An 18,617-nucleotide genomic window follows, 5' to 3' on the forward strand; every position below is an offset into this window, starting at 1 on the left:
TGCGACTACAGTGGCGCACAAGACACTCACCGGGAACTTTCCGCCAAATGCAGCCCACCCCTGGATTGGTCGCGATTCTGGCCTACGACGGCCTCTGTACCTTCGAATTCGGCATCGCCGTGGAGATCTTCGGCCTGGCACGTCCGGAGTTCGACTTCCCTTGGTACGCGCATCGGATCGTCGCCGTCGATCAGGGTCCGATGCGCGCCATGGGTGGCATTCAGGTGCTGGCCGATGGCGGCATGGAACTGCTCGAGGACGCCCGGACCATCATCATTCCCGGCTGGCGTGATCGCAGCGCCCCGGTGCCGGAGGCATTGATCGCGGCCCTGCGCCAGGCCCATGCACGGGGTGCGCGGCTGCTGTCGATCTGCTCGGGGGTATTCGTGCTGGCGGCCACCGGTTTGCTCGACGGTCGCGGCGCCACGACGCACTGGCGTTACACCGCTGAGTTGGCCGAGCGTTATCCGAACATTCTGGTGGACCCGGACGTTCTTTATGTCGATTCAGGCCAGGTGATCACCTCGGCCGGCAGCGCCGCCGGTATCGACGCCTGCCTGCACTTGGTGGCGCGGGACTTCGGTACGCAGGTGGCCAACTCGGTGGCGCGGCGGCTGGTGATGTCGCCGCAACGCACCGGCGGACAGGCGCAGTTCATACCGACACCGGTCAGTCCTACGCCGCGTAGCGATTTGTCCCGCGTCATGCAATGGGCGCGGGAGCGTTTGCATGAACCGCTGGAGGTACGCGAACTGGCGAGTGAAGCGGCCATGAGTGAACGGACATTTCTGCGCCGGTTCACTGAAGCCACTGGCATGCCGCCTAAAGCCTGGTTGCAGCATGAGCGCCTGGGCCGGGCCCGCGAGCTGCTAGAGAGCACGAATCAGAACACCGACCAGATTGCCCAACGCTGTGGGTATCGCTCGGTGGAGAGTTTTCGGGTGGCGTTTCGTAGCGTGGTCGGCGTGCCGCCGTCGGTGTATCGGGAGCGGTTTGGACGGGAGTCAAAGGCGATTTTTTGAGGTGTTCTTTAGGGCCTCATCGCGAGCAAGCTCGCTCCCACATAGACCGACGTCCGTCCAAACTACTCGGTCAACTGTGGGAGCGAGCTTGCTCGCGATGAGGGCAGCCCAGACACCAATTTTCTCAAGGCTTACGCAGTAAATAGGTATCCATAATCCACCCATTGGCCAACCGCGCCGCCTTGCGCACCCGTTCGATCTCATCCGCCACCTCCTTGAGCTTGCCGCTGATCAAAATCTCATCCGGCGTCCCGAGGTAGGCCCCCCAGTAAATTTCCGTCTCCTGATCCACCACTTGATGGTAGGAATCCTCCGCATCCAGCATCACCACCAGGCTGTCGGCATCGCTCACCTGTCCCGCCGCCAGACGCCGGCCGGTGGTGATTTCAATCGAGCGGCCGATGCGGTTCAGTGGCACCTTATGCTGCGCCGCCAGCGCCTGGACACTGGTGATGCCGGGGATCACCTCGAACTCAAAGACGCACCGGTCCGAGGCCAGTATCGCCTGCAAGATCCGAATCGTGCTGTCGTACAACGCCGGATCGCCCCACACCAGAAAACCGGCGCACTGGCCGTCAGTCATTTCCTCGCGGATCAACCGTTCGAAGGTCCGCTGCTTGGCCAGGTTCAAGTCTTCCACGCTGGCCTTGTAGTCCACATCGCCGCGTTCGCGCTCCGGGCAATGGGCTTCGACGAAGCGGTAGTCGTGATCGGTGATGTAGCGCTCGCAGATCTCGCGGCGCAGGTCGATCAGTTTGTCTTTGCTCTGGCCCTTGTCCATCAGGAAAAACACGTCGACGAGGTTCAGCGCTTTCACGGCTTGCATCGTGATGTAGTCGGGGTTGCCGGCACCGATGCCGATGACCAGAAGTTTTTTCATCAACGTGTTCCCTCGGGGTCAGTGCCCAGCAAGCGCAGGCGCCAGCGGCCGTTGAACCGCAACTCGAGGGTCGACAGCGGTTCGACGTCGATCAGGTTGAATGCTGCACCTTGCAGCACGTGCGTCAGGGCGGCGCGAATGACAAATGGATGGGTGATGGCAACGATGTGCCCCGGTGTTGCCTCCAGCGTTTTCAGCCACGCGGCCACTCGCTTACCGAGTTGCGCCACTGACTCGCCACCGTGGGGTGCCGAATTCGGGTCATCGAGCCAGATCTGCAGCGTATCGGCTGCGGATTTTTGCAGATCGTCGATCCGCGCGCCTTTCCAGTGCCCGAAATCGCAATCCATCAGTGCGCAGACAACCTCCACGTCGCTGCCGAACAGCTCGGCGGTTTGCCGGGTTCTCAGTTCAGGTCCACACACCAGTCGTGGCGTCCCTTTGAACTGAGCACAACGAGATCCCCTTGCCGATTGCCAATCCATTTCCAACGGCTCATTCGTAGGAAAACGCGCCAATTTCTGTGCGACAGTTCGAGCGTGGCACATCAGGGTCAAACGGGTTGCCTGCACGAAGGATCACTCGTCGATGGGAACGGAAAACGGCGTCACGCCGCGACAATTGATCAATTGTGCCGCAAGAAGCGCGATCCAGGGCGTTTCGTTTGATCCAGTCATACACGTTCGAAAACTTATTTCACCTGAAAAACCGGCGATATCCGACAACGCTAGGGGCAATGACCTACAAGCTCTGTCGACATCCATGTAGCTCAAGGCCCACGGGCTTTTTGCCCCATTCTGGGCCTATAAAAAACCATGAAAAAATTCACTGGACATGTAGAGTCCGCTACATAAATACTGTTTTAGCAACTTATGAAATGAAACCGACATATCCATCCAGCAGGAGCCCGGATGCCTTCTCTCAGAGACCTGATCACCGATCCCGGCCTGGACCTTACGCCGTCGGAACGCAAAGTCATCCGTGCCTTGCTGGACCAGTACCCGCGTAACGGACTGGGCCCGATGTCACGGTTGGCCGAACATGCCGGTGTCAGCGACCCCACCATCGTGCGGCTGGTGAAAAAACTGGGTTTCAGCGGTTACGCCGATTTCCAGGATGCCCTGCTCAGCGACATGGACCACCGCCTCCGTTCCCCCAGCACCCTGTTGCAGCCTCGTTCTCATCTTCCGAAAGGCGATGCCTGGAGCCATTATCTGGCGGACAGCCATCGAGCGCTGGTGGACACCCATGCCCTGACGCAGCCCGAAGATGTGCGGATTCTGGTGGAATGGCTGCTCGATACCCGCCATCAGGTGCATTGCTTCGGTGGACGCTTCAGCAGTTTTCTCGCCAATTATTTGCTCAACCACTTGCGCCTGTTGCGTCCTGGCTGTTTCGCGCTGGAGGACAACGCGCAACTGCCGGACCGATTGTTCGACGTGCAGCGTCAGGACGTGGTGCTGGTATTCGACTATCGTCGCTACCAATCACAGGCCCTGCGCGTGGCCAATGCGGCGAAAAGTCGATATGCACGCGTGGTGTTGTTCACTGACATCTATGCTTCACCGCTGCGGGAAATGGCCGACCTGATTATCAGTGCGCCGGTGGAATCGGTGTCGGCCTTCGACTCCATGGTCCCAGCACTGGCTCAGGTCGAGGCGCTGATTGCCTGCCTGACCCTGCGCAGTCCGGATCTGGCCGATCGCCTGGAAGGCATCGATGCCCTGCGGACCGACTTCGACACCCACCTGCTGGAGGAAAAATAAGGATGTTCACGCTCCCCCACCACTCGCCTCGGGATTTGCCGTTCGTCACCGATCACACCGCGCTGTTGCTGGTGGACATGCAACGTGCCTGGTTTGAGCCGCAGTTCGACCCGCACCTCAACGGGCCGAACGCCGAGTACTTCCTGACCCGCGCCCGCCTGCAGGTGGTGCCCAATCAACGCCGGCTGCTCAGCGCTTTCCGCAGCGCCAGGCAAAACGTGCTGCACACGATCATCGAAAGCCTCACCGCTGATGGCCGCGACCGCTCGCTGGACCACAAACTCTCGGACATGCACTTGCCCAAGGGCAGCCCGCAAGCGCGGATCATCGACGACCTGACCCCGGCAGAAAACGAAATCGTGCTGCCCAAGACCTCGTCCGGGGTCTTCAACTCCACCAACATCGACTACGTGTTGCGCAACCTCGGGACGCGGCACCTGATCATCGCCGGCATCGTCACCGACCAGTGCGTGGACATGGCCGTGCGTGATGCCGCCGACCGCGGTTATCTGGTGACGCTGGTGGACGATGCCTGCGCAACTTACACAGCCGAGCGGCATCAGGCCTGCCTGAATGCAATCAAGGGTTACTGCTGGATCACCGACACCCAGACCGTACTCGGCCGGTTGCAGGAGATGCAGCCATGAGCGAGCGCCTGTTGCCGCTGCCCATGACCACCCTCGTCACCACCGACCTGATTGGTGTGACTCGCGGGCGGTCCTTTCCCACGGACGAACTCGAGCACTATCAAAGGGCGGGGTGTGGCTGGGTGCCGGCCAACAGTGCCCTGACCCCGCAAGACATCATCGCCTCCACCAACCCGTGGGGCGCTCATGGAGATTTGCGGCTGATGCCCGATCTGGCCAGCCGAGTGACGGTCAATAACGGTCCGGATCCCGACGCCCCGGCGCTGGATTTTATTCACAGCGACATTCGCGAAACCGATGGCCGCCCGTGGGGTGCCTGCCCGCGTACGTTGTTACGCAACGAGGTGGAACGTTATCGAACCGAGTTGGGCTTGCAGGTCAATGCAGCGTTCGAGCATGAATTCAACGTGAACGCCGGCGAAGTTGAACACTTGGCGTTTTCTCTGCAAGCCCAGCGTCAGGGTGCCGAGTTTGGCGGTTGGCTGCTCAGCGCCCTGCGCGTCGGTGGCGTCGAACCGGAAATGTTCCTGCCCGAGTACGGCAAGCATCAATACGAAATCACCTGTCGCCCGACCCTTGGGGTGGCCGCTGCCGACCGCGCGGTGAACGTTCGTGAAATCACCCGCGAGGTCGCCCGGCAAATGGGCCTGGATTTGAGCTTCGCGCCCAAGACCTCGGAGCAGGCGGTGTGCAACGGCGTGCACCTGCACGTCAGCCTGCTGGACCTGGCCGGCCAACCGGTGATGTACGACGCCGGCACCAGCAATGGCTTGTCGACCCTCGGCCAGCACTGGGCCGCTGGCATCCTGCATTACCTGCCAGCGCTGTGTGCGTTTACCGCACCGACGCCGGTGTCCTACGAGCGTTTGCAACCCCATCACTGGAGCGCGTCCTACGCTTGCCTCGGGCAACGCAACCGCGAAGCGGCGCTGCGAATCTGCCCGACGACGAGCCTGAGCGGCAAATCGGTGGCGGCGCAATACAACCTGGAATTTCGCGCCATGGACGCCACGTCCTCTCCGCACCTGGCCATGGCCGCGCTGCTGATTGCCGGTCGGTTGGGCATCGAGCAACGCCTGGCCTTGAACGCCATCACCGATGAAGTCCCCGATTCCCTGAACGATGAACAACGCCAGGCGCGCGGCATCGTCGCCCTGCCCGCTTCCCTTGCCCAGGCCCTGGATTGCCTGCGCAACAGCGAGGCACTGATCGAAGCCCTGCCGAGCGCGTTGCTGGACACCTACTTCGCCCTTAAAACCGAGGAACTGACGCTGACGGAACAGCTGTCGCCCGCCGAACGCTGTGAGCTCTATGCGCGCCTGTACTGAATCTGCTGAACTCGGTCTTTACACCGAGCCCGCGTACACCTTGAGCCGGGAAGACTCCGAGCACCCGTTGATTCTGGTGTGCGAGCACGCCAGCCGTTTTATTCCGGCCGGGTTATATGACCTGGGCCTGAGTCACGAGGCGGCCCGCGAGCACATCGCCTGGGACATTGGCGCTCTGGCCCTGGCCGAAGGCTTGTCCCAGGCATTGGGCGCAACGCTGTTGGCGGCCAATTATTCGCGATTGTTGGTCGACCTCAACCGACCGCGCCACGCCCCGGACAGCATTCCGGCGCAGAGCGAGATTTATCAGGTACCGGGCAACCGGGATCTCGACGATGCCACCCGCGAGTACCGCCGGCAAAGCCTGTTTGAGCCCTTTCATGCTCGATTGCACACCTTGATTGACCAACGTGTCGTTCAAGGGCGGCCGGTACGGGTGGTGGGCATTCACAGTTTCACGCCGGTCTATCACGGCCAGCCACGCAGGCTGGAAATCGGCGTGTTGTATGGGCAAGCCACGACCTATGCCCAGCGTTTGATTGACGGTTTGAGCCAGCACCCTTTGAAGATTGCCGGTAATGAGCCGTACACAATCAACCCGCTGGGCGATATGACCGTGCCGGTCCACGGCGATGCACGAGGCCTGGAGTCGGTGTTGATCGAGGTACGCAACGACCTGCTGCGCACACCTGAAGACGTCAGTCGCTGGACCGAATACCTGGCACCGCTGTTGTAGAGAATCGCTTCAAACTCGCAGCTAGCAGCTGCTTTCATCGCAAGGAGAATGGCTTCATGGAATTAGAAGAATTTGGCTACAAGCAAGAGTTGAAACGCAGCCTGTCGCTGACCGACCTCGTGGTGTACGGGATGATCTTCATGATCCCCATCGCACCGTTTGGTGTTTATGGCTACGTCAACGCCGAGGCGCCTGGGCTGGTACCGCTGGCTTACATCATCGGCATGGTGGCGATGCTCTTCACTGCCCTGAGTTACGGCAGCATGGCTCAAGCTTTTCCGATTGCTGGCTCGGTTTACTCCTACGCCCAGCGGGGCCTGAACCAGCACGTAGGGTTTATCGCCGGTTGGCTGATGCTCCTTGATTACCTGCTGATTCCGCCGCTGCTGTATGTATACGCGGCCATGGCGCTGAATCATTTGTACCCGGACATTCCGAAAGTCGGTTTCATCCTGGCCTTCCTGGTCAGCGCGACCTTCGTCAATCTGCGGGGCATCACCTTCACTGCGCGAATGAACATCGTCTTTCTGCTGGCGCAGCTGGTGGTGCTGGGCATCTTCCTGTTCTACGCCTGGAACGCGTTGCACAGCGGCGGCGGTAACGGTCAGCTGACACTGGCGCCGTTGTACAACCCCGAGACGTTCAACTTCGCCCTGCTGATGCAAGCGGTGTCGATTGCGGTGCTGTCGTTCCTCGGTTTCGATGCGATTTCCACCCTCGCCGAAGAGGTCAAGGGTGACCCGGGCCGCAGCGTCGGCAAGGCAGCACTGATTACGCTGGTGGTCATGGGCGTGATCTTCGTCGTGCAGACCTGGATTGCGACTGATCTGGCGGCCGGCATGGGTTTCAAATCGGCTGACACGGCGTTTTATGAAATCGCTGAAATCGCGTCCGGCAGCTGGCTCGCAACCTTGACCGCCGTGGCGACGGCCCTGGCCTGGGGCGTTGCAGTGGCAATCACCTCTCAAGCGGCGGTGTCTCGTCTGCTGTTCGGCATGGCCCGGGACGGCAAGCTGCCGAAAGTACTGGCCAACGTTCACCCCAAACACAACACGCCGTACGTGAGCATCTATCTGGTGGCCGTGCTGTCGCTGGTGATCTGCTACCTGTTCATCAACTCGGTGGACATCCTCACCTCGCTGGTGAACTTTGGCGCGCTGAGCGGTTTCATGTTGCTGCACCTGACGGTCATCAACTATCACTGGCGTCGACAGAAATCCGGCCAGGTGATCCGTCACCTGATCTGCCCGGTAATCGGCTTCATTATCGTCGCGGCCATCCTGTACAACATGGGCGTCGATGCACAAAAGCTCGGCCTGATCTGGATTGCCCTGGGCCTGGTCTACCTGTTTGTACTCAACAAATTGGGCACCGGTACGGTACTGCCCGACCCAAGCAACGGCTGACAAGAAAAAGAGCGGCGTCTGACAAAAATTCAGGCGACCGCCGATATATCGCGTGGAAACCGACAGTGATAGTCAGGTTCGGTGCTCACCGCCGAGCCCATTGATACAGGAGTGCATCCATGCTGGTCTTACGCCCAGTGGAGTTAACCGACCTGCCCCAGTTGCAGCAACTGGCGCGCGACAGTCTGGTAGGCGTCACGTCCTTGCCGGACGACACCCAATGCCTGCGCGAGAAGATTCTCGACTCCTGCGCCTCATTCGAAAAAGACGTCGAGGGTCAGGGTCCGGAGAATTATTTCTTCGTGCTGGAAGATCTCACCCGAGAGCGTTTGGTGGGCTGCTCGGAGATCCTCGCCACCGCCGGTTTCAGCGAGCCGTTCTACAGCCTGCGCAACCGGCATTTCACCAGCGCCTCGCGGGAGCTGAACATTGAGCATGGAGTGCCGGCGCTGTCGTTGTGTCACGACCTCAGTGGCCATACCTTGCTGCGAGGTTTTCATATTGACGCAGCGTTGGTGCGAACGCGGTTCTCTGAACTGCTGTCCCGGGCGCGGCTATTGTTCATCGCCGCGCACTCGCGGCGCTTTGCCGAAGCCGTCATCACCGAGATCGTCGGCTTCAGCAGCGATGAAGGGCAATCGCCGTTCTGGGATGCAGTGGGCAAGCATTTTTTCGACCTGCCCTACGCCGAGGCCGAGCGGCTTTGCGGTCTGGAGAGCCGAACCTTTCTCGCCGAACTGATGCCGCAATACCCGATCTACGTGCCAATGCTGTCGCAGGCTGCGCAGGACTGCATCGGCCGTATCCACCCCGATGGCCAGGAAGCCTTCGATATCCTCGAGCGCGAAGGGTTCGAGACCAACAGCTACATTGACCTGTTCGACGGTGGTCCGACGCTGTATGCGCGCACCCCCGGTATCCGCTCTATTGCCCAGAGCCAGACCGGCACGGCTCGGTTGAATTCGTCCATCGACGCACGCGGCAGCTTTCTGGTCAGCAACGATTCGCTGAAGGACTATCGAGCCATCGTCGCCGAACTGGATTACCCAACTGGGCAACCTGTGGGGTTGAGCGCCGAGATGTGCGCCGCCCTGAACGTGACCGAAGGCAGCCCGATCCGGGTGATCGCCCTGTGAGCATCACCCGGCCCCGTGCCCAACGACAGCGCCCGAGCAGGCGTGCAGAAGGAGTTGCATCATGATTGTCCGCCCGGTTCACGTCACCGACCTGCCCGCCTTGCTGAATCTGGTGCATCAGGCAGGCCCCGGCTTCACGACGCTTCCGGCCAACGAAGAACGCCTGTCCCACCGGATACGCTGGGCGCAACGAACCTTCGCCGAACAGGTCGAACGCGCCGATGCCGATTACCTCTTCGTGCTCGAAGACGACGATCAGCAACTGGTGGGCGTCAGTGCCCTGGCGGGCGCCGTGGGCCTGCGCGAGCCCTGGTACAACTACCGGGTCGGGCTCACGGTCAGTTCGTCACCGGACCTGGGTATTCAACGGCAGATTCCGACGCTGTTCCTGAACAATGAAATGACCGGCCAATCGGAGATTTGCTCGCTGTTTCTGCGACCCGATCAACGCCAGGGCAGTAACGGTCGATTGCTGTCGTTGGGGCGTTTGTTGTTTGTTGCCGAGTTTCAGCACCTGTTCGGCGACAAACTCATCGCCGAACTGCGTGGCAGCGCCGACGAACATGGCTGCTCACCGTTCTGGGACAGCGTGGGCCGGCACTTCTTCAAGATGGATTTCAGCCACGCCGATCACTTGTCGGGGCTGGGCAGCAAGTCGTTCATTGCTGAACTGATGCCACGCCAACCGCTCTACACCTGCCTGCTCACCGAACAAGCTCAGGCCGTGATCGGCAAGGCGCACCCGAACACCGAACCGGCCCTGAGAATCCTCACCGCCGAAGGTTTTACCCATAAAGGTTACATCGACATCTTTGACGCCGGCCCGGTGATCGAAGCGCCGGTCTCGACTATCCGTACCGTGCGCGACAGCCTACCGCTGGTGCTGGCCATCGGCACGCCCGACGAGCAAGCCCCGGTGTGGCTGATCCACAACCGTCGCCTGGAAAACTGCCGCATCACCGCCGCCCAGGCCAGACAGGTGGGCAACAGCCTGATCGTCGACCGCCTCACCGCCAAACGCCTGCAACTGCAACCCGGCAACTCGGTACGCGCCGTGCCGTTGCTCAATCAACAGCAGCAAGCGGTGGCGGCGTGATCGGTGTTTAAACCCTCCCGCACACTTGTCTGTTGATCACACGTCCTGCAAATTCGTCATCATCCTTCCCTCGCCCGCGTGATAGCCTTTTACTCCTTCGGCGTTGACACTTTTGCTCAAGCCCTTCCATTCCCATTGCAGTGGTGGAACTCATATGTCCAGGCTTTCTCATCAAGATTTACGCCGTAACTTTCGCGAGTTGTTCGCTTCCCACGCCTGCTATCACACGGCGTCGGTCTTCGATCCGATGTCGGCCCGTATTGCCGCTGACCTGGGTTTTGAAGTGGGAATCCTGGGCGGTTCGGTCGCGTCGTTGCAGGTACTGGGCGCACCCGACTTTGCCTTGATCACCCTCAGCGAGTTCGCTGAGCAGGCCACCCGCATCGGCCGCGTTGCCCAATTGCCGGTCATCGCCGACGCCGACCACGGTTACGGCAACGCACTCAACGTCATGCGCACCATCGTCGAACTCGAACGCGCCGGCGTGGCGGCCCTGACCATCGAAGACACGCTGCTGCCGGCCCAGTTCGGCCGCAAGTCCACTGACCTGATCGGGGTGGCGGAAGGCGTCGGCAAGATTCGTGCGGCGCTGGAAGCCCGGGTCGACTCGGAGATGGCGATCATTGCCCGCACCAACGCGGGGATTTTGCCGATCCAGGAAATCATCAGCCGCACAAAGCACTACCAACAGGCTGGTGCGGACGGGATTTGCATGGTGGGTGTGCAGGACTTTGACCAACTGGAACAGATCGCCGAGCACCTGAGCGTGCCGCTGATGCTGGTCACCTACGGCAACCCGTTGCTGCGCGACGATAAACGTCTGGCTGAACTGGGTGTGCGGGTCACTATCGATGGTCACGGCGCCTACTTCGCCGCGATCAAGGCCACTTACGACAGCCTGCGGGAACAACGGCAGATTTTTACTCAGACGTCGGACCTGAGCGCTACCGAGTTGACCCACACCTATACGCAGCCTGAGGAATACATCCGTTGGGCTGAAGAGTTTATGAGTGTTAAGGAGTAATGATGGCGAAAGTGTTTTGCCTGTGCCGAGGGAGCTTGCACCCTCGACACAGAACTCACTCGCCTGTGAAGAGCACCGGGGTTTCGGCGTCGTAGGTGTCGATGGGGAGGTAACGAGGTATAACTTGGTCGAACATGGAAATATCTCCTGATAAATAAGGATTCCTGGGATTCGACCGGCCAAAATCGTCGCGGGATTGACCGCGAGCCGGGATCATAAAGGGCCAACTTGCAGCACCGCAACGAGCAGTTCTGTGGGAAACGTCTTGGAAAGTTGTGCGCCACAAGTTGATCGTTCCCACGCTCTGCGTGGGAATGCAGCCCGGGACGCTCTGCGTCCCTGCCGAAGCGGACGCGGAGCGTCCGGGGAGGCATTCCCACGCGGGAGCGTGGGAACGATCAGCGGTGAGATTAGTGCTTGGCCAACTTCGGCCAATCTCCCCGTAAATCCCCTGAGCCATGGCCATCAACCGATCCGATTCCGGCGTTTGCGGCATCGGCGGCAATCCGCGTTGAAGTGTGGTGGTGACTTCCGTCGCGGGAATCAGCTTGTCTTTCGAAACCCGCGCCAGGTCCTCCTCGATCCGGTCAAATTCCACGCGGGAGCGTGGGAACGATCACATTTCACACCGAATCGAGTAATTCGTGATGAAGACTGCCATCGCCGCAGCAGATGACGCGGTTACGACCGGTGGCTTTGGCTTCGTAGAGCGCCTGGTCGGCGTCGTTGAGCCACAGGGTCGCGTCGGTGTGGGCCGGGTTGAAGGCGGCCAGGCCAATGCTCAGGCTGACTGTCAGCGTCGGGCTCTGCTCGTAGCCTAAGGTGGCGAAGCGATCACGCAGCGCATCCATGACGGCCGCAGCGCTCGTGAGCGGAAGGTCCGGGAGGATCACGCAGAACTCGTCGCCACCGTAGCGCCCGGCAACATCAGCCGTGCGCAGGTTCTGCTTGAGCATTTTGCTCAACTGACGCAGGACGATGTCCCCGGCAACGTGGCCGTACGTGTCGTTGATGGTTTTGAAATGGTCGATGTCGATCAGCGCAATCGCCCCGCCCTGCTGTTGACGTTTGCAACGCTGGAATTCGACTTCCAATTGATCCTTCCAGGCGCCGTGGTTCAGCAGGCCGGTGAGGCTGTCGGTGCGGCTCAGGGCCAGCAACTCACGCTTTTGGCGGCCGAGGGTGTGGGCCTGGCGGAAGCAGAGCCAGCCCAATGCCAGCGGATACAAACACATCAAGGGTAGACAGGCATACAGCTGCATTTGGCTGGTTTGCGGGATGAATGCGGGGATGAAAATCAGCAGTCCGACACCTATCCCGAGAATCTGCGCCACGGTTCCCGCCAACAGAAAACGCAAACCGCCAATGGCCACATTGTTCATCGCCATCATGGCCAGGGTCGTCGCGCTGGGCAACGGATTGAACTGCATGGCTGCGACCCAAAAGCCGCCGAGAAAGGCGTCCACCAGCAGGTTGCGGTGTTCGGCGTGATAAGGCACTTGCGCGCGGCGCGCCCATTGATAAGCCAGGTGCGGCCAGAGTACGGCGTTGAGCAGCATCGCCACCCAGACCCACGGTGCCGGGTTGAGTGGATACATCGCCGCGCTCACGAGCAACAGCCCCAAAGCTAATCCCAAGATTCGCGATGTATAAAGCCTCCTGGCCAGTGAAAGTCCTTTTCCTCCCGTTTTTCCCATAGGAGCCTCTGCGCCACAGAACGGAACCTGAAAACACAAGGGTTTCAAGTGTGGTGAGAGTCTATCAGGGTAACGTCAAATAGCCATCACCGGCTGGCGGTCTGAATACCCAGGCATAGCTATGAGGCGAGCGCCCAATGTTTGGCTATACATGAAAGGAGGGTTCAATCAATAACGATAAAAAGGAGGCCCATGCAGACCTTTCAAGTGTTGATCATCGGCAGCGGTTTTGGCGGCCAGTGCGCGGCGATCAATTTGCTCAAGGCCGGCATCAGCGATTTCCGCCTGCTGGAACGGCGGGACTTTTTCGGCGGCACCTGGTGCCAAAACACCTACCCCGGTGCGGCGGTCGACGTGCCCTCGCCACTCTATTCCCTGTCCTTCGCGCCCTACCGCTGGACGCAAATGTTCGCCGAACAGGCCGAACTGCACCACTACACCCAGTACGTGGTGGAGCACTTCGGCCTGCGAGACAAGGTGGAACTGCAGGCCAATGTCGAGCGCATCGAATGGGACGACGACGGCAAACGCTGGGCGGTGCACACCGCCAGCAAAGGCACGTTCCTTGCGCAGTTCCTGATCAACGCCACTGGGCCGCTGAGCCAACCGGTAGTCCCATACTTCGAGGGTCAGGAGCGGTTTCAGGGCAAGACTTTTCATACCAATGACTGGGATCACGCCTACGATTACCGGCAAAAACGCGTGGCCATCGTTGGCAGCGGCGCCAGCGCGGCCCAGGTGATTCCGACGATTGCCCCGGACGTCGAGCATCTGCATGTGTTCCAGCGCACGCCCCACTGGGTATTGCCTCGGGCCGACCGCGCCTTCGGGCCTTTCCAGCGTTGGTTGCTGGGGCTCAAACCCGCCTACAAGCTGTTGCGCTGGATGATCTACTGGCAGTTCGAAACCCGGGTGATTGCCTTCAAATACTCACGGCCGGCCATCCGATTGGTCCAGCAACACGCACTGCGCGTTCTCAAACGGCAAGTGCCCGATCCGGAACTGAGGCGAAAACTGACGCCGGATTACGCAATCGGCTGCAAACGGATAATCGTCTCGAGCACCCTGTACCCGGCACTCGGTCGCAGTAATGTGACGCTACACAGCCGCGAGCAAGGCATCGTTTCCATTGACGAAACCGGCATCGTCACCCAGGACGGCCAACACATCGACCTGGACCTGATCGTCTGGTCCACCGGTTACGACGCCACCGATGGGGTGATTTCCTACCCGGTCACCGGAAAAAACGGCAAACAACTCAGCGATTTCTGGGCGCAGTACCCGCGGGCCTATCTCGGCACCAGCCTGCCGGACTTCCCCAATCTGTTTATCGTCACCGGCCCCAACACGGGCATCGGCCACACCTCGGCGCTGTTCATCATCGAATCACAGATGAATTACATTCTTGATTGCATCCGCACGTTAAAAGAACACGGTTTGCGCAGCATCGAAGTACGCCCCGAAGCAGAACGTACCTACACTGAAATGATCCACCGGGAGATGGAACGCACCGTATGGAAGTCCGGGGGCTGCCACAGTTGGTATCAAAGCAAGAGCGGCCATGTGATTGCGATGTTTCCGGGGTTCAGTTTCAGCTATCACCGGTTGACCCGGGCGCTGAAACCCGCCGATCACATTCTGTCCTGATCACGTAAAAGGAAGATGCCTGATGCTCGTGTTGGTTGTCGCAATCGCAGTTTTCGTGGCCTGGAGCTGGTTGAGTTACCCGGCCATCGGTCATTGGCTCTATGACTTGAGCATGTCAGTAGAGGCGAAGCTGTATCGACTGCACAAAATTGATGTGCCGATCGCCGAAATGACCGTTTCGACCTGGCAAGGCGGGCCGTACGAAGCGTCCAGCAGTGTGCTGATGCTCCACGGTTTCAGCGCCGACAAGAACATCTGGCTGCGTTTTGCCCGGCACTTTGTCGGCAGCTATCGGGTGATCATCCCCGACATCGCCGGCCATGGCGAAACCGGCTTCAAGGCGGGCGGCGGCTACGACATTCCATTGCAGGCCAAGCGGATGATCCAGTTGCTTGATGTCTGCGGCGTCGAGAAAGTCCATGTGATCGGCAACTCGATGGGCGGTTACATGGCGGCGTGGCTCGCGGCCACGTATCCCGACCGCATTGTTTCGGTGGCCTTGATTGACCCGGCGGGTGTCACCGCCCCGGAAGTCAGCGACCTGGAGCGGCATTTGGCCAAGGGCCACAACCCGTTCCTTATTCATTCACGGGAAGAATTCCAGCGCTTCTATGCCATGACCATGGCCGAACCTCCGTGGGTACCCAAGGTGGTGCTGGACGCCATCGCTCAGCGCTATGAACAGCAATGTGAGGAGCTGGAAGAAATCTTCAGGGAATTGCGCGCCAGCCCGCCGATGGAGCCGAAACTGCCCGACATCAAGTGCCAGGCGCTGTTGTTGTGGGGGCACAAGGACCGCTTGATCGATGTCAGCAGCGTGGCGATCTGGAGCAAAGGCATCGCCGATCTGCGAGTGGAAGTCTGGGACCACACCGGCCATATGCCGATGGTGGAACAACCCACGAACACGGCGCGGTTGTACCGGGAGTTTTTGGCATCGCTGCGCTCGGAAAGCCCCCAGGATCAGCGGCTGCACTGAACCAGCAGTCCTTTGCAGAATGAAGTTCGTAAGATTCTTCGTTTGTCGGCGCCGCGCAAGGCTGCGATCTTTTCTCGCATCCTTTACGTCACCGCACCAGGAATTTTTCATGAGCCATCCGAACTTCATCAGCCCTGACCTTATCCGCCAACGCTTCTCCAAAGCGATGTCCGACATGTACCGCGAAGAAGTGCCGCTGTACGGCACGCTGATGGAATTGGTGGAACAGACCAACCGCCATGTGCTGGACAGCAATCCGCAGATCGCCCGACAGTTGGACAGCACCGGCGAAATCCAGCGCCTGGACCTGGAGCGGCATGGCGCGATTCGTGTCGGCACCGCCCATGAGCTGGCGACCCTCGCCCGTTTGTTTGCGGTGATGGGCATGCAGCCAGTGGGTTATTACGACTTGACCCCGGCCGGCGTGCCGGTGCATTCCACGGCTTTTCGCGCGGTGCACGAGGCGGCGTTGCAGGTCAGCCCGTTCCGGGTCTTCACCTCCCTGCTGCGCCTGGAACTGATCGACGACCTGGAACTGCGAGCGTTCTCCCAATCGGTGCTGGATAAGCGTTCGATCTTCACGCCCACCGCGCTGACCCTCATCGATCGCGCCGAAACCCAGGGCGGCCTCACCGAACAAGAGGCCCGGAACTTCGTCGAGCAGGCGCTGGAAACGTTTCGCTGGCACCACAGCGCCACCGTCACCGCCGAGCAGTACCGCAAACTTATCGCCCAGCATCGCCTGATCGCCGACGTGGTGGCGTTCACAGGCCCGCATATCAACCACCTGACGCCACGCACCCTGGACATCGACATCGTCCAGGCGCAAATGCCCGTCCGCGGCATCACCCCCAAAGCAGTGATCGAAGGCCCGCCCCGCCGTCAGTGCCCGATTCTGCTGCGCCAGACCAGTTTCAAAGCCCTGGACGAACCTGTTTCCTTCACCGATCAAACCGAGACTCGCGGCAGCCACAGCGCCCGTTTCGGCGAAATCGAGCAACGCGGCGCCGCACTCACCCCCAAGGGCCGGACGCTTTACGACCGCTTGCTCAATGCGGCCCGGGACGAACTCAAGGACTTCCCCAATGAGGGCAATGCCGCACGTTACAACGCGCTGATGGCACAGCACTTCAGCGAATTTCCTGACACCTACGAAGGCATGCGCCAACAGAAACTGGCGTACTTTCGCTACTTCGTCACGGAAAAAGGTTTGGGGGCCGAAGAGCTGAAATCGTTGTCGCTGGAAGATCTGCTCAGCGGTGGGTACTTGCAGGTTGAACCGTTGGTGTACGAAGATTTCCTGCCGGTTAGCGCAGCGGGAATTTTTCAGTCGAACCTGGGGGATGCGGCGCAAACCCACTATGGCGTGCATTCGAACCGGCAGGTGTTCGAGAAGGCGCTGGGGCGATCGACGATTGATGAGCTGGCGTTGTATGCCGAGACCCAGCGGCGCTCGATCGAGGAATGTTTTGCCGCGTTGGACGATTAAACGTTAGCGCCTCAAAAAGATCGCCCGAAGCCTCGGACAGCGTACGGACGATCTTTTGATCTTATTTCAGCTTCGCCAACAACGCCTCGGCGGCGGCCTCAGATGACGCCGGATTCTGACCGGTGATCAGCAAACCATCTGTGAGCACATAGCTCGCCCAGTCAGCACCTTTGGAATAGACACCCCCCTTCTCCTTAAGCATGTCCTCCACCAAAAACGGCACGACGTCCGTCAGTTGCACAGCCTCTTCCTCAGAGTTGGTGAAGCCCGTCACGCGCTTGCCTTTGACCAGCGGCTGGCCGTCCGCGCCCTTGACGTCACGCAACACACCCGGTGCGTGGCAGACGGCCGCGACCGGCTTGCCCGACTTGTAAAACGCCTCGATCAGCGCGATCGAAATTTTGTCTTCGGTCAAATCCCACAGTGGGCCATGGCCGCCCGGGTAGAAAATCGCATCGTAATCTTCAGCTCTCGCGCTGCTCAGCAAAGCGGTAGACGCCAATGCGGACTTGGCGGCGGAGTCTTTCCGAAAGCGCTCGGTGGCCGCGGTTTGCGCGTCCGGCTCGTCGCTTTTTGGGTCCAGCGGCGGTTGGCCGCCCATGGGCGAGGCCAGGGTCAGCTGAGCACCGGCATCTTTGAAGGCGAAATACGGCGCGGCGAATTCTTCCAGCCAGAAGCCGGTTTTCTTACCCGTATTACCTAATTGATCGTGGGACGTTAAAACCATCAGGATTTTCATCTCGTTCTCCTTGAGTTCGCAGATGTTCATTCATCTCGACGCTGAGTTTGACCTCCAGGCGGCACTGTTCGTTGCACCTGTCACCCTAGCGGGTCTGCTAAAGGTTTTCGGCCAATAAGACGATGGGTCGCCCGGATGATGGCTAACCGCCTTGATGCGCAAGAAGTTGCGCACTCAACGCTGCGAAAGCCCTTCCCAGGTCGCTGATCGCCCGACCAGTCAGGCGTTCCAGCCAAGTGCGCAAGAAGTTGCGCAGTACTGCGCAACTTCTTGCGCACATTCACGGGCGATCTCTGCCAAACATTCTCAGCGAACGCTGAAAAACATTTCAACCACTTGATTTATATAGCGTTCACCGTTTCTGGCACGGACCTTGATAACAGTCAGGCACCCACCGGGCGATACCGCCTCCCGGGCACCCTCACTATCTAGCAAGGAGAGCATCCATGGCTACACCAGCGTATATGTCCGTCACTGGCGAGAAACAAGGTCTGATCACTGCCGGCGCGTTCACTGCCGACTCGGTTGGCAACACCTACCAGGAAGGTCACGAAGACCAGGTCATGGTTCAGGCGTTCAGCCACGACGTGATCATCCCGCGTGACCCGCAGTCCGGCCAACCGACCGGTCAGCGCGTACACAAGCCAGTCGTGATCACCAAGGTATACGACAAGGCTTCGCCACTGCTGCAGGCGGCTCTGACCTCCGGCGAGCGCATGAGCGAAATCGTTATCCAGTGGTACCGCACCTCGGCGCAAGGTACCCAAGAGCACTACTACACCACCAAACTGGAAGACGCGATCATCGTCGCCATCAACAACAAAATGCACAACTGCCAGGATCCGTCGAACTCGCACTTCACTCACCTGGAAGAAGTGCAATTCACCTACCGCAAAATCACCTGGACCCACGAAGTATCCGGTACTTCGGGTTCCGATGACTGGCGTCAGCCAGTCGCATAATCGCGGCTGACCGCTTCACGCATCGGCCAGCTCTGCTGGTCGATGTTGTTTACGCCTTTCCAG

The 18,617-nt window shown here is 59.9% G+C and carries 17 protein-coding genes and 1 pseudogene; 13 read left to right on the forward strand and 5 right to left on the reverse strand.

Annotated features, from left to right (window positions below; translation table 11 throughout):
• The first annotated feature begins 47 nt into the window (after positions 1-47).
• The gene (ftrA, locus tag ACYZTR_RS17600; protein WP_461972879.1) at positions 48-1,022 is read left to right on the forward strand and encodes a transcriptional regulator FtrA; all 975 of its coding nucleotides are present in this window, start codon (positions 48-50) and stop codon (positions 1,020-1,022) included.
• Positions 1,023-1,146: 124 nt separating this feature from the next.
• Here the strand turns inward: ftrA and cobF are convergent, their stop codons facing one another.
• Together cobF and ACYZTR_RS17610 are read right to left on the reverse strand one after the other, a co-directional pair.
• Positions 1,147-1,902, reverse strand: coding sequence for a precorrin-6A synthase (deacetylating) (gene cobF / locus ACYZTR_RS17605; RefSeq protein ID WP_461972881.1), 756 nt, complete (start codon positions 1,900-1,902; stop codon positions 1,147-1,149).
• A complete protein-coding gene (locus ACYZTR_RS17610) occupies positions 1,902-2,474 on the reverse strand; it encodes a histidine phosphatase family protein (RefSeq protein ID WP_461972883.1) in 573 nt (190 codons plus the stop codon). Before ACYZTR_RS17610 ends, cobF begins: the two co-directional genes overlap by 1 nt.
• A 339-nt stretch (positions 2,475-2,813) precedes the next feature.
• On the opposite strand from ACYZTR_RS17610, the gene ACYZTR_RS17615 reads away from it, so the two are divergent.
• From ACYZTR_RS17615 to ACYZTR_RS17650, 8 genes are all read left to right on the forward strand, one after another.
• Entirely contained in the window at positions 2,814-3,668 is an 855-nt protein-coding gene (locus ACYZTR_RS17615; RefSeq protein ID WP_449645546.1) for a MurR/RpiR family transcriptional regulator, read from the forward strand.
• A 2-nt stretch (positions 3,669-3,670) separates the two neighbouring features.
• Complete coding sequence (locus ACYZTR_RS17620; RefSeq protein WP_461972885.1) at positions 3,671-4,315, forward strand: cysteine hydrolase family protein; 645 nt, start codon at positions 3,671-3,673, stop codon at positions 4,313-4,315.
• Positions 4,312-5,643, forward strand: a complete 1,332-nt coding sequence (locus ACYZTR_RS17625; RefSeq protein ID WP_461972887.1) for a type I glutamate--ammonia ligase — start codon at positions 4,312-4,314, stop codon at positions 5,641-5,643. Before ACYZTR_RS17620 ends, ACYZTR_RS17625 begins: the two co-directional genes overlap by 4 nt.
• Positions 5,627-6,379 carry an N-formylglutamate amidohydrolase gene (locus tag ACYZTR_RS17630; protein ID WP_461972889.1) on the forward strand — a complete coding sequence of 251 codons (753 nt, stop codon included), beginning with the start codon at positions 5,627-5,629 and terminating at the stop codon, positions 6,377-6,379. The genes ACYZTR_RS17625 and ACYZTR_RS17630 overlap by 17 nt, the downstream gene beginning before the upstream one ends.
• Before the next feature lie 56 nt (positions 6,380-6,435).
• A complete protein-coding gene (locus ACYZTR_RS17635) occupies positions 6,436-7,785 on the forward strand; it encodes an APC family permease (RefSeq protein ID WP_461972891.1) in 1,350 nt (449 codons plus the stop codon).
• A 119-nt stretch (positions 7,786-7,904) separates the two neighbouring features.
• On the forward strand, positions 7,905-8,921 hold the full coding sequence (locus ACYZTR_RS17640) for an arginine N-succinyltransferase (RefSeq protein ID WP_461972893.1): 1,017 nt from the start codon (positions 7,905-7,907) through the stop codon (positions 8,919-8,921).
• Positions 8,922-8,982: 61 nt separating this feature from the next.
• The gene (gene astA / locus ACYZTR_RS17645) at positions 8,983-10,017 is read left to right on the forward strand and encodes an arginine N-succinyltransferase (RefSeq protein ID WP_461972895.1); all 1,035 of its coding nucleotides are present in this window, start codon (positions 8,983-8,985) and stop codon (positions 10,015-10,017) included.
• A gap of 154 nt (positions 10,018-10,171) precedes the next feature.
• Complete coding sequence (locus ACYZTR_RS17650) at positions 10,172-11,041, forward strand: isocitrate lyase/PEP mutase family protein (RefSeq protein ID WP_461972897.1); 870 nt, start codon at positions 10,172-10,174, stop codon at positions 11,039-11,041.
• A gap of 319 nt (positions 11,042-11,360) precedes the next feature.
• On the opposite strand, the pseudogene ACYZTR_RS17655 reads toward ACYZTR_RS17650, so the two are convergent.
• A pseudogene (locus tag ACYZTR_RS17655) lies at positions 11,361-11,636 on the reverse strand (hypothetical protein); the annotation flags it as partial.
• 28 nt (positions 11,637-11,664) lie between these two features.
• Positions 11,665-12,738, reverse strand: coding sequence for a diguanylate cyclase (locus ACYZTR_RS17660; RefSeq protein ID WP_461972899.1), 1,074 nt, complete (start codon positions 12,736-12,738; stop codon positions 11,665-11,667).
• 192 nt (positions 12,739-12,930) lie between these two features.
• Here ACYZTR_RS17660 and ACYZTR_RS17665 point away from each other — a divergent pair, with 192 nt between their 5' ends.
• From ACYZTR_RS17665 to hglS, 3 genes are all read left to right on the forward strand, one after another.
• Positions 12,931-14,385 carry a flavin-containing monooxygenase gene (locus ACYZTR_RS17665; RefSeq protein WP_461972901.1) on the forward strand — a complete coding sequence of 485 codons (1,455 nt, stop codon included), beginning with the start codon at positions 12,931-12,933 and terminating at the stop codon, positions 14,383-14,385.
• Between the two features lie 22 nt (positions 14,386-14,407).
• Positions 14,408-15,364 (forward strand): alpha/beta fold hydrolase, encoded by a 957-nt coding sequence (locus ACYZTR_RS17670; RefSeq protein ID WP_461972903.1) that lies wholly within the window; start codon positions 14,408-14,410, stop codon positions 15,362-15,364.
• A gap of 109 nt (positions 15,365-15,473) precedes the next feature.
• Entirely contained in the window at positions 15,474-16,853 is a 1,380-nt protein-coding gene (gene hglS, locus ACYZTR_RS17675) for a 2-oxoadipate dioxygenase/decarboxylase HglS (RefSeq protein ID WP_461972905.1), read from the forward strand.
• 61 nt (positions 16,854-16,914) lie between these two features.
• Here hglS and ACYZTR_RS17680 read toward each other — a convergent pair whose 3' ends face one another.
• Positions 16,915-17,592 (reverse strand): type 1 glutamine amidotransferase domain-containing protein, encoded by a 678-nt coding sequence (locus ACYZTR_RS17680; protein ID WP_461972906.1) that lies wholly within the window; start codon positions 17,590-17,592, stop codon positions 16,915-16,917.
• Positions 17,593-18,038: 446 nt separating this feature from the next.
• Between ACYZTR_RS17680 and ACYZTR_RS17685 the strand changes: the two genes are divergently transcribed.
• Complete coding sequence (locus ACYZTR_RS17685; RefSeq protein WP_054051032.1) at positions 18,039-18,554, forward strand: Hcp family type VI secretion system effector; 516 nt, start codon at positions 18,039-18,041, stop codon at positions 18,552-18,554.
• Positions 18,555-18,617: the final 63 nt, after the last annotated feature.

The organism is Pseudomonas sp. Hz4 (genome assembly GCF_054898165.1).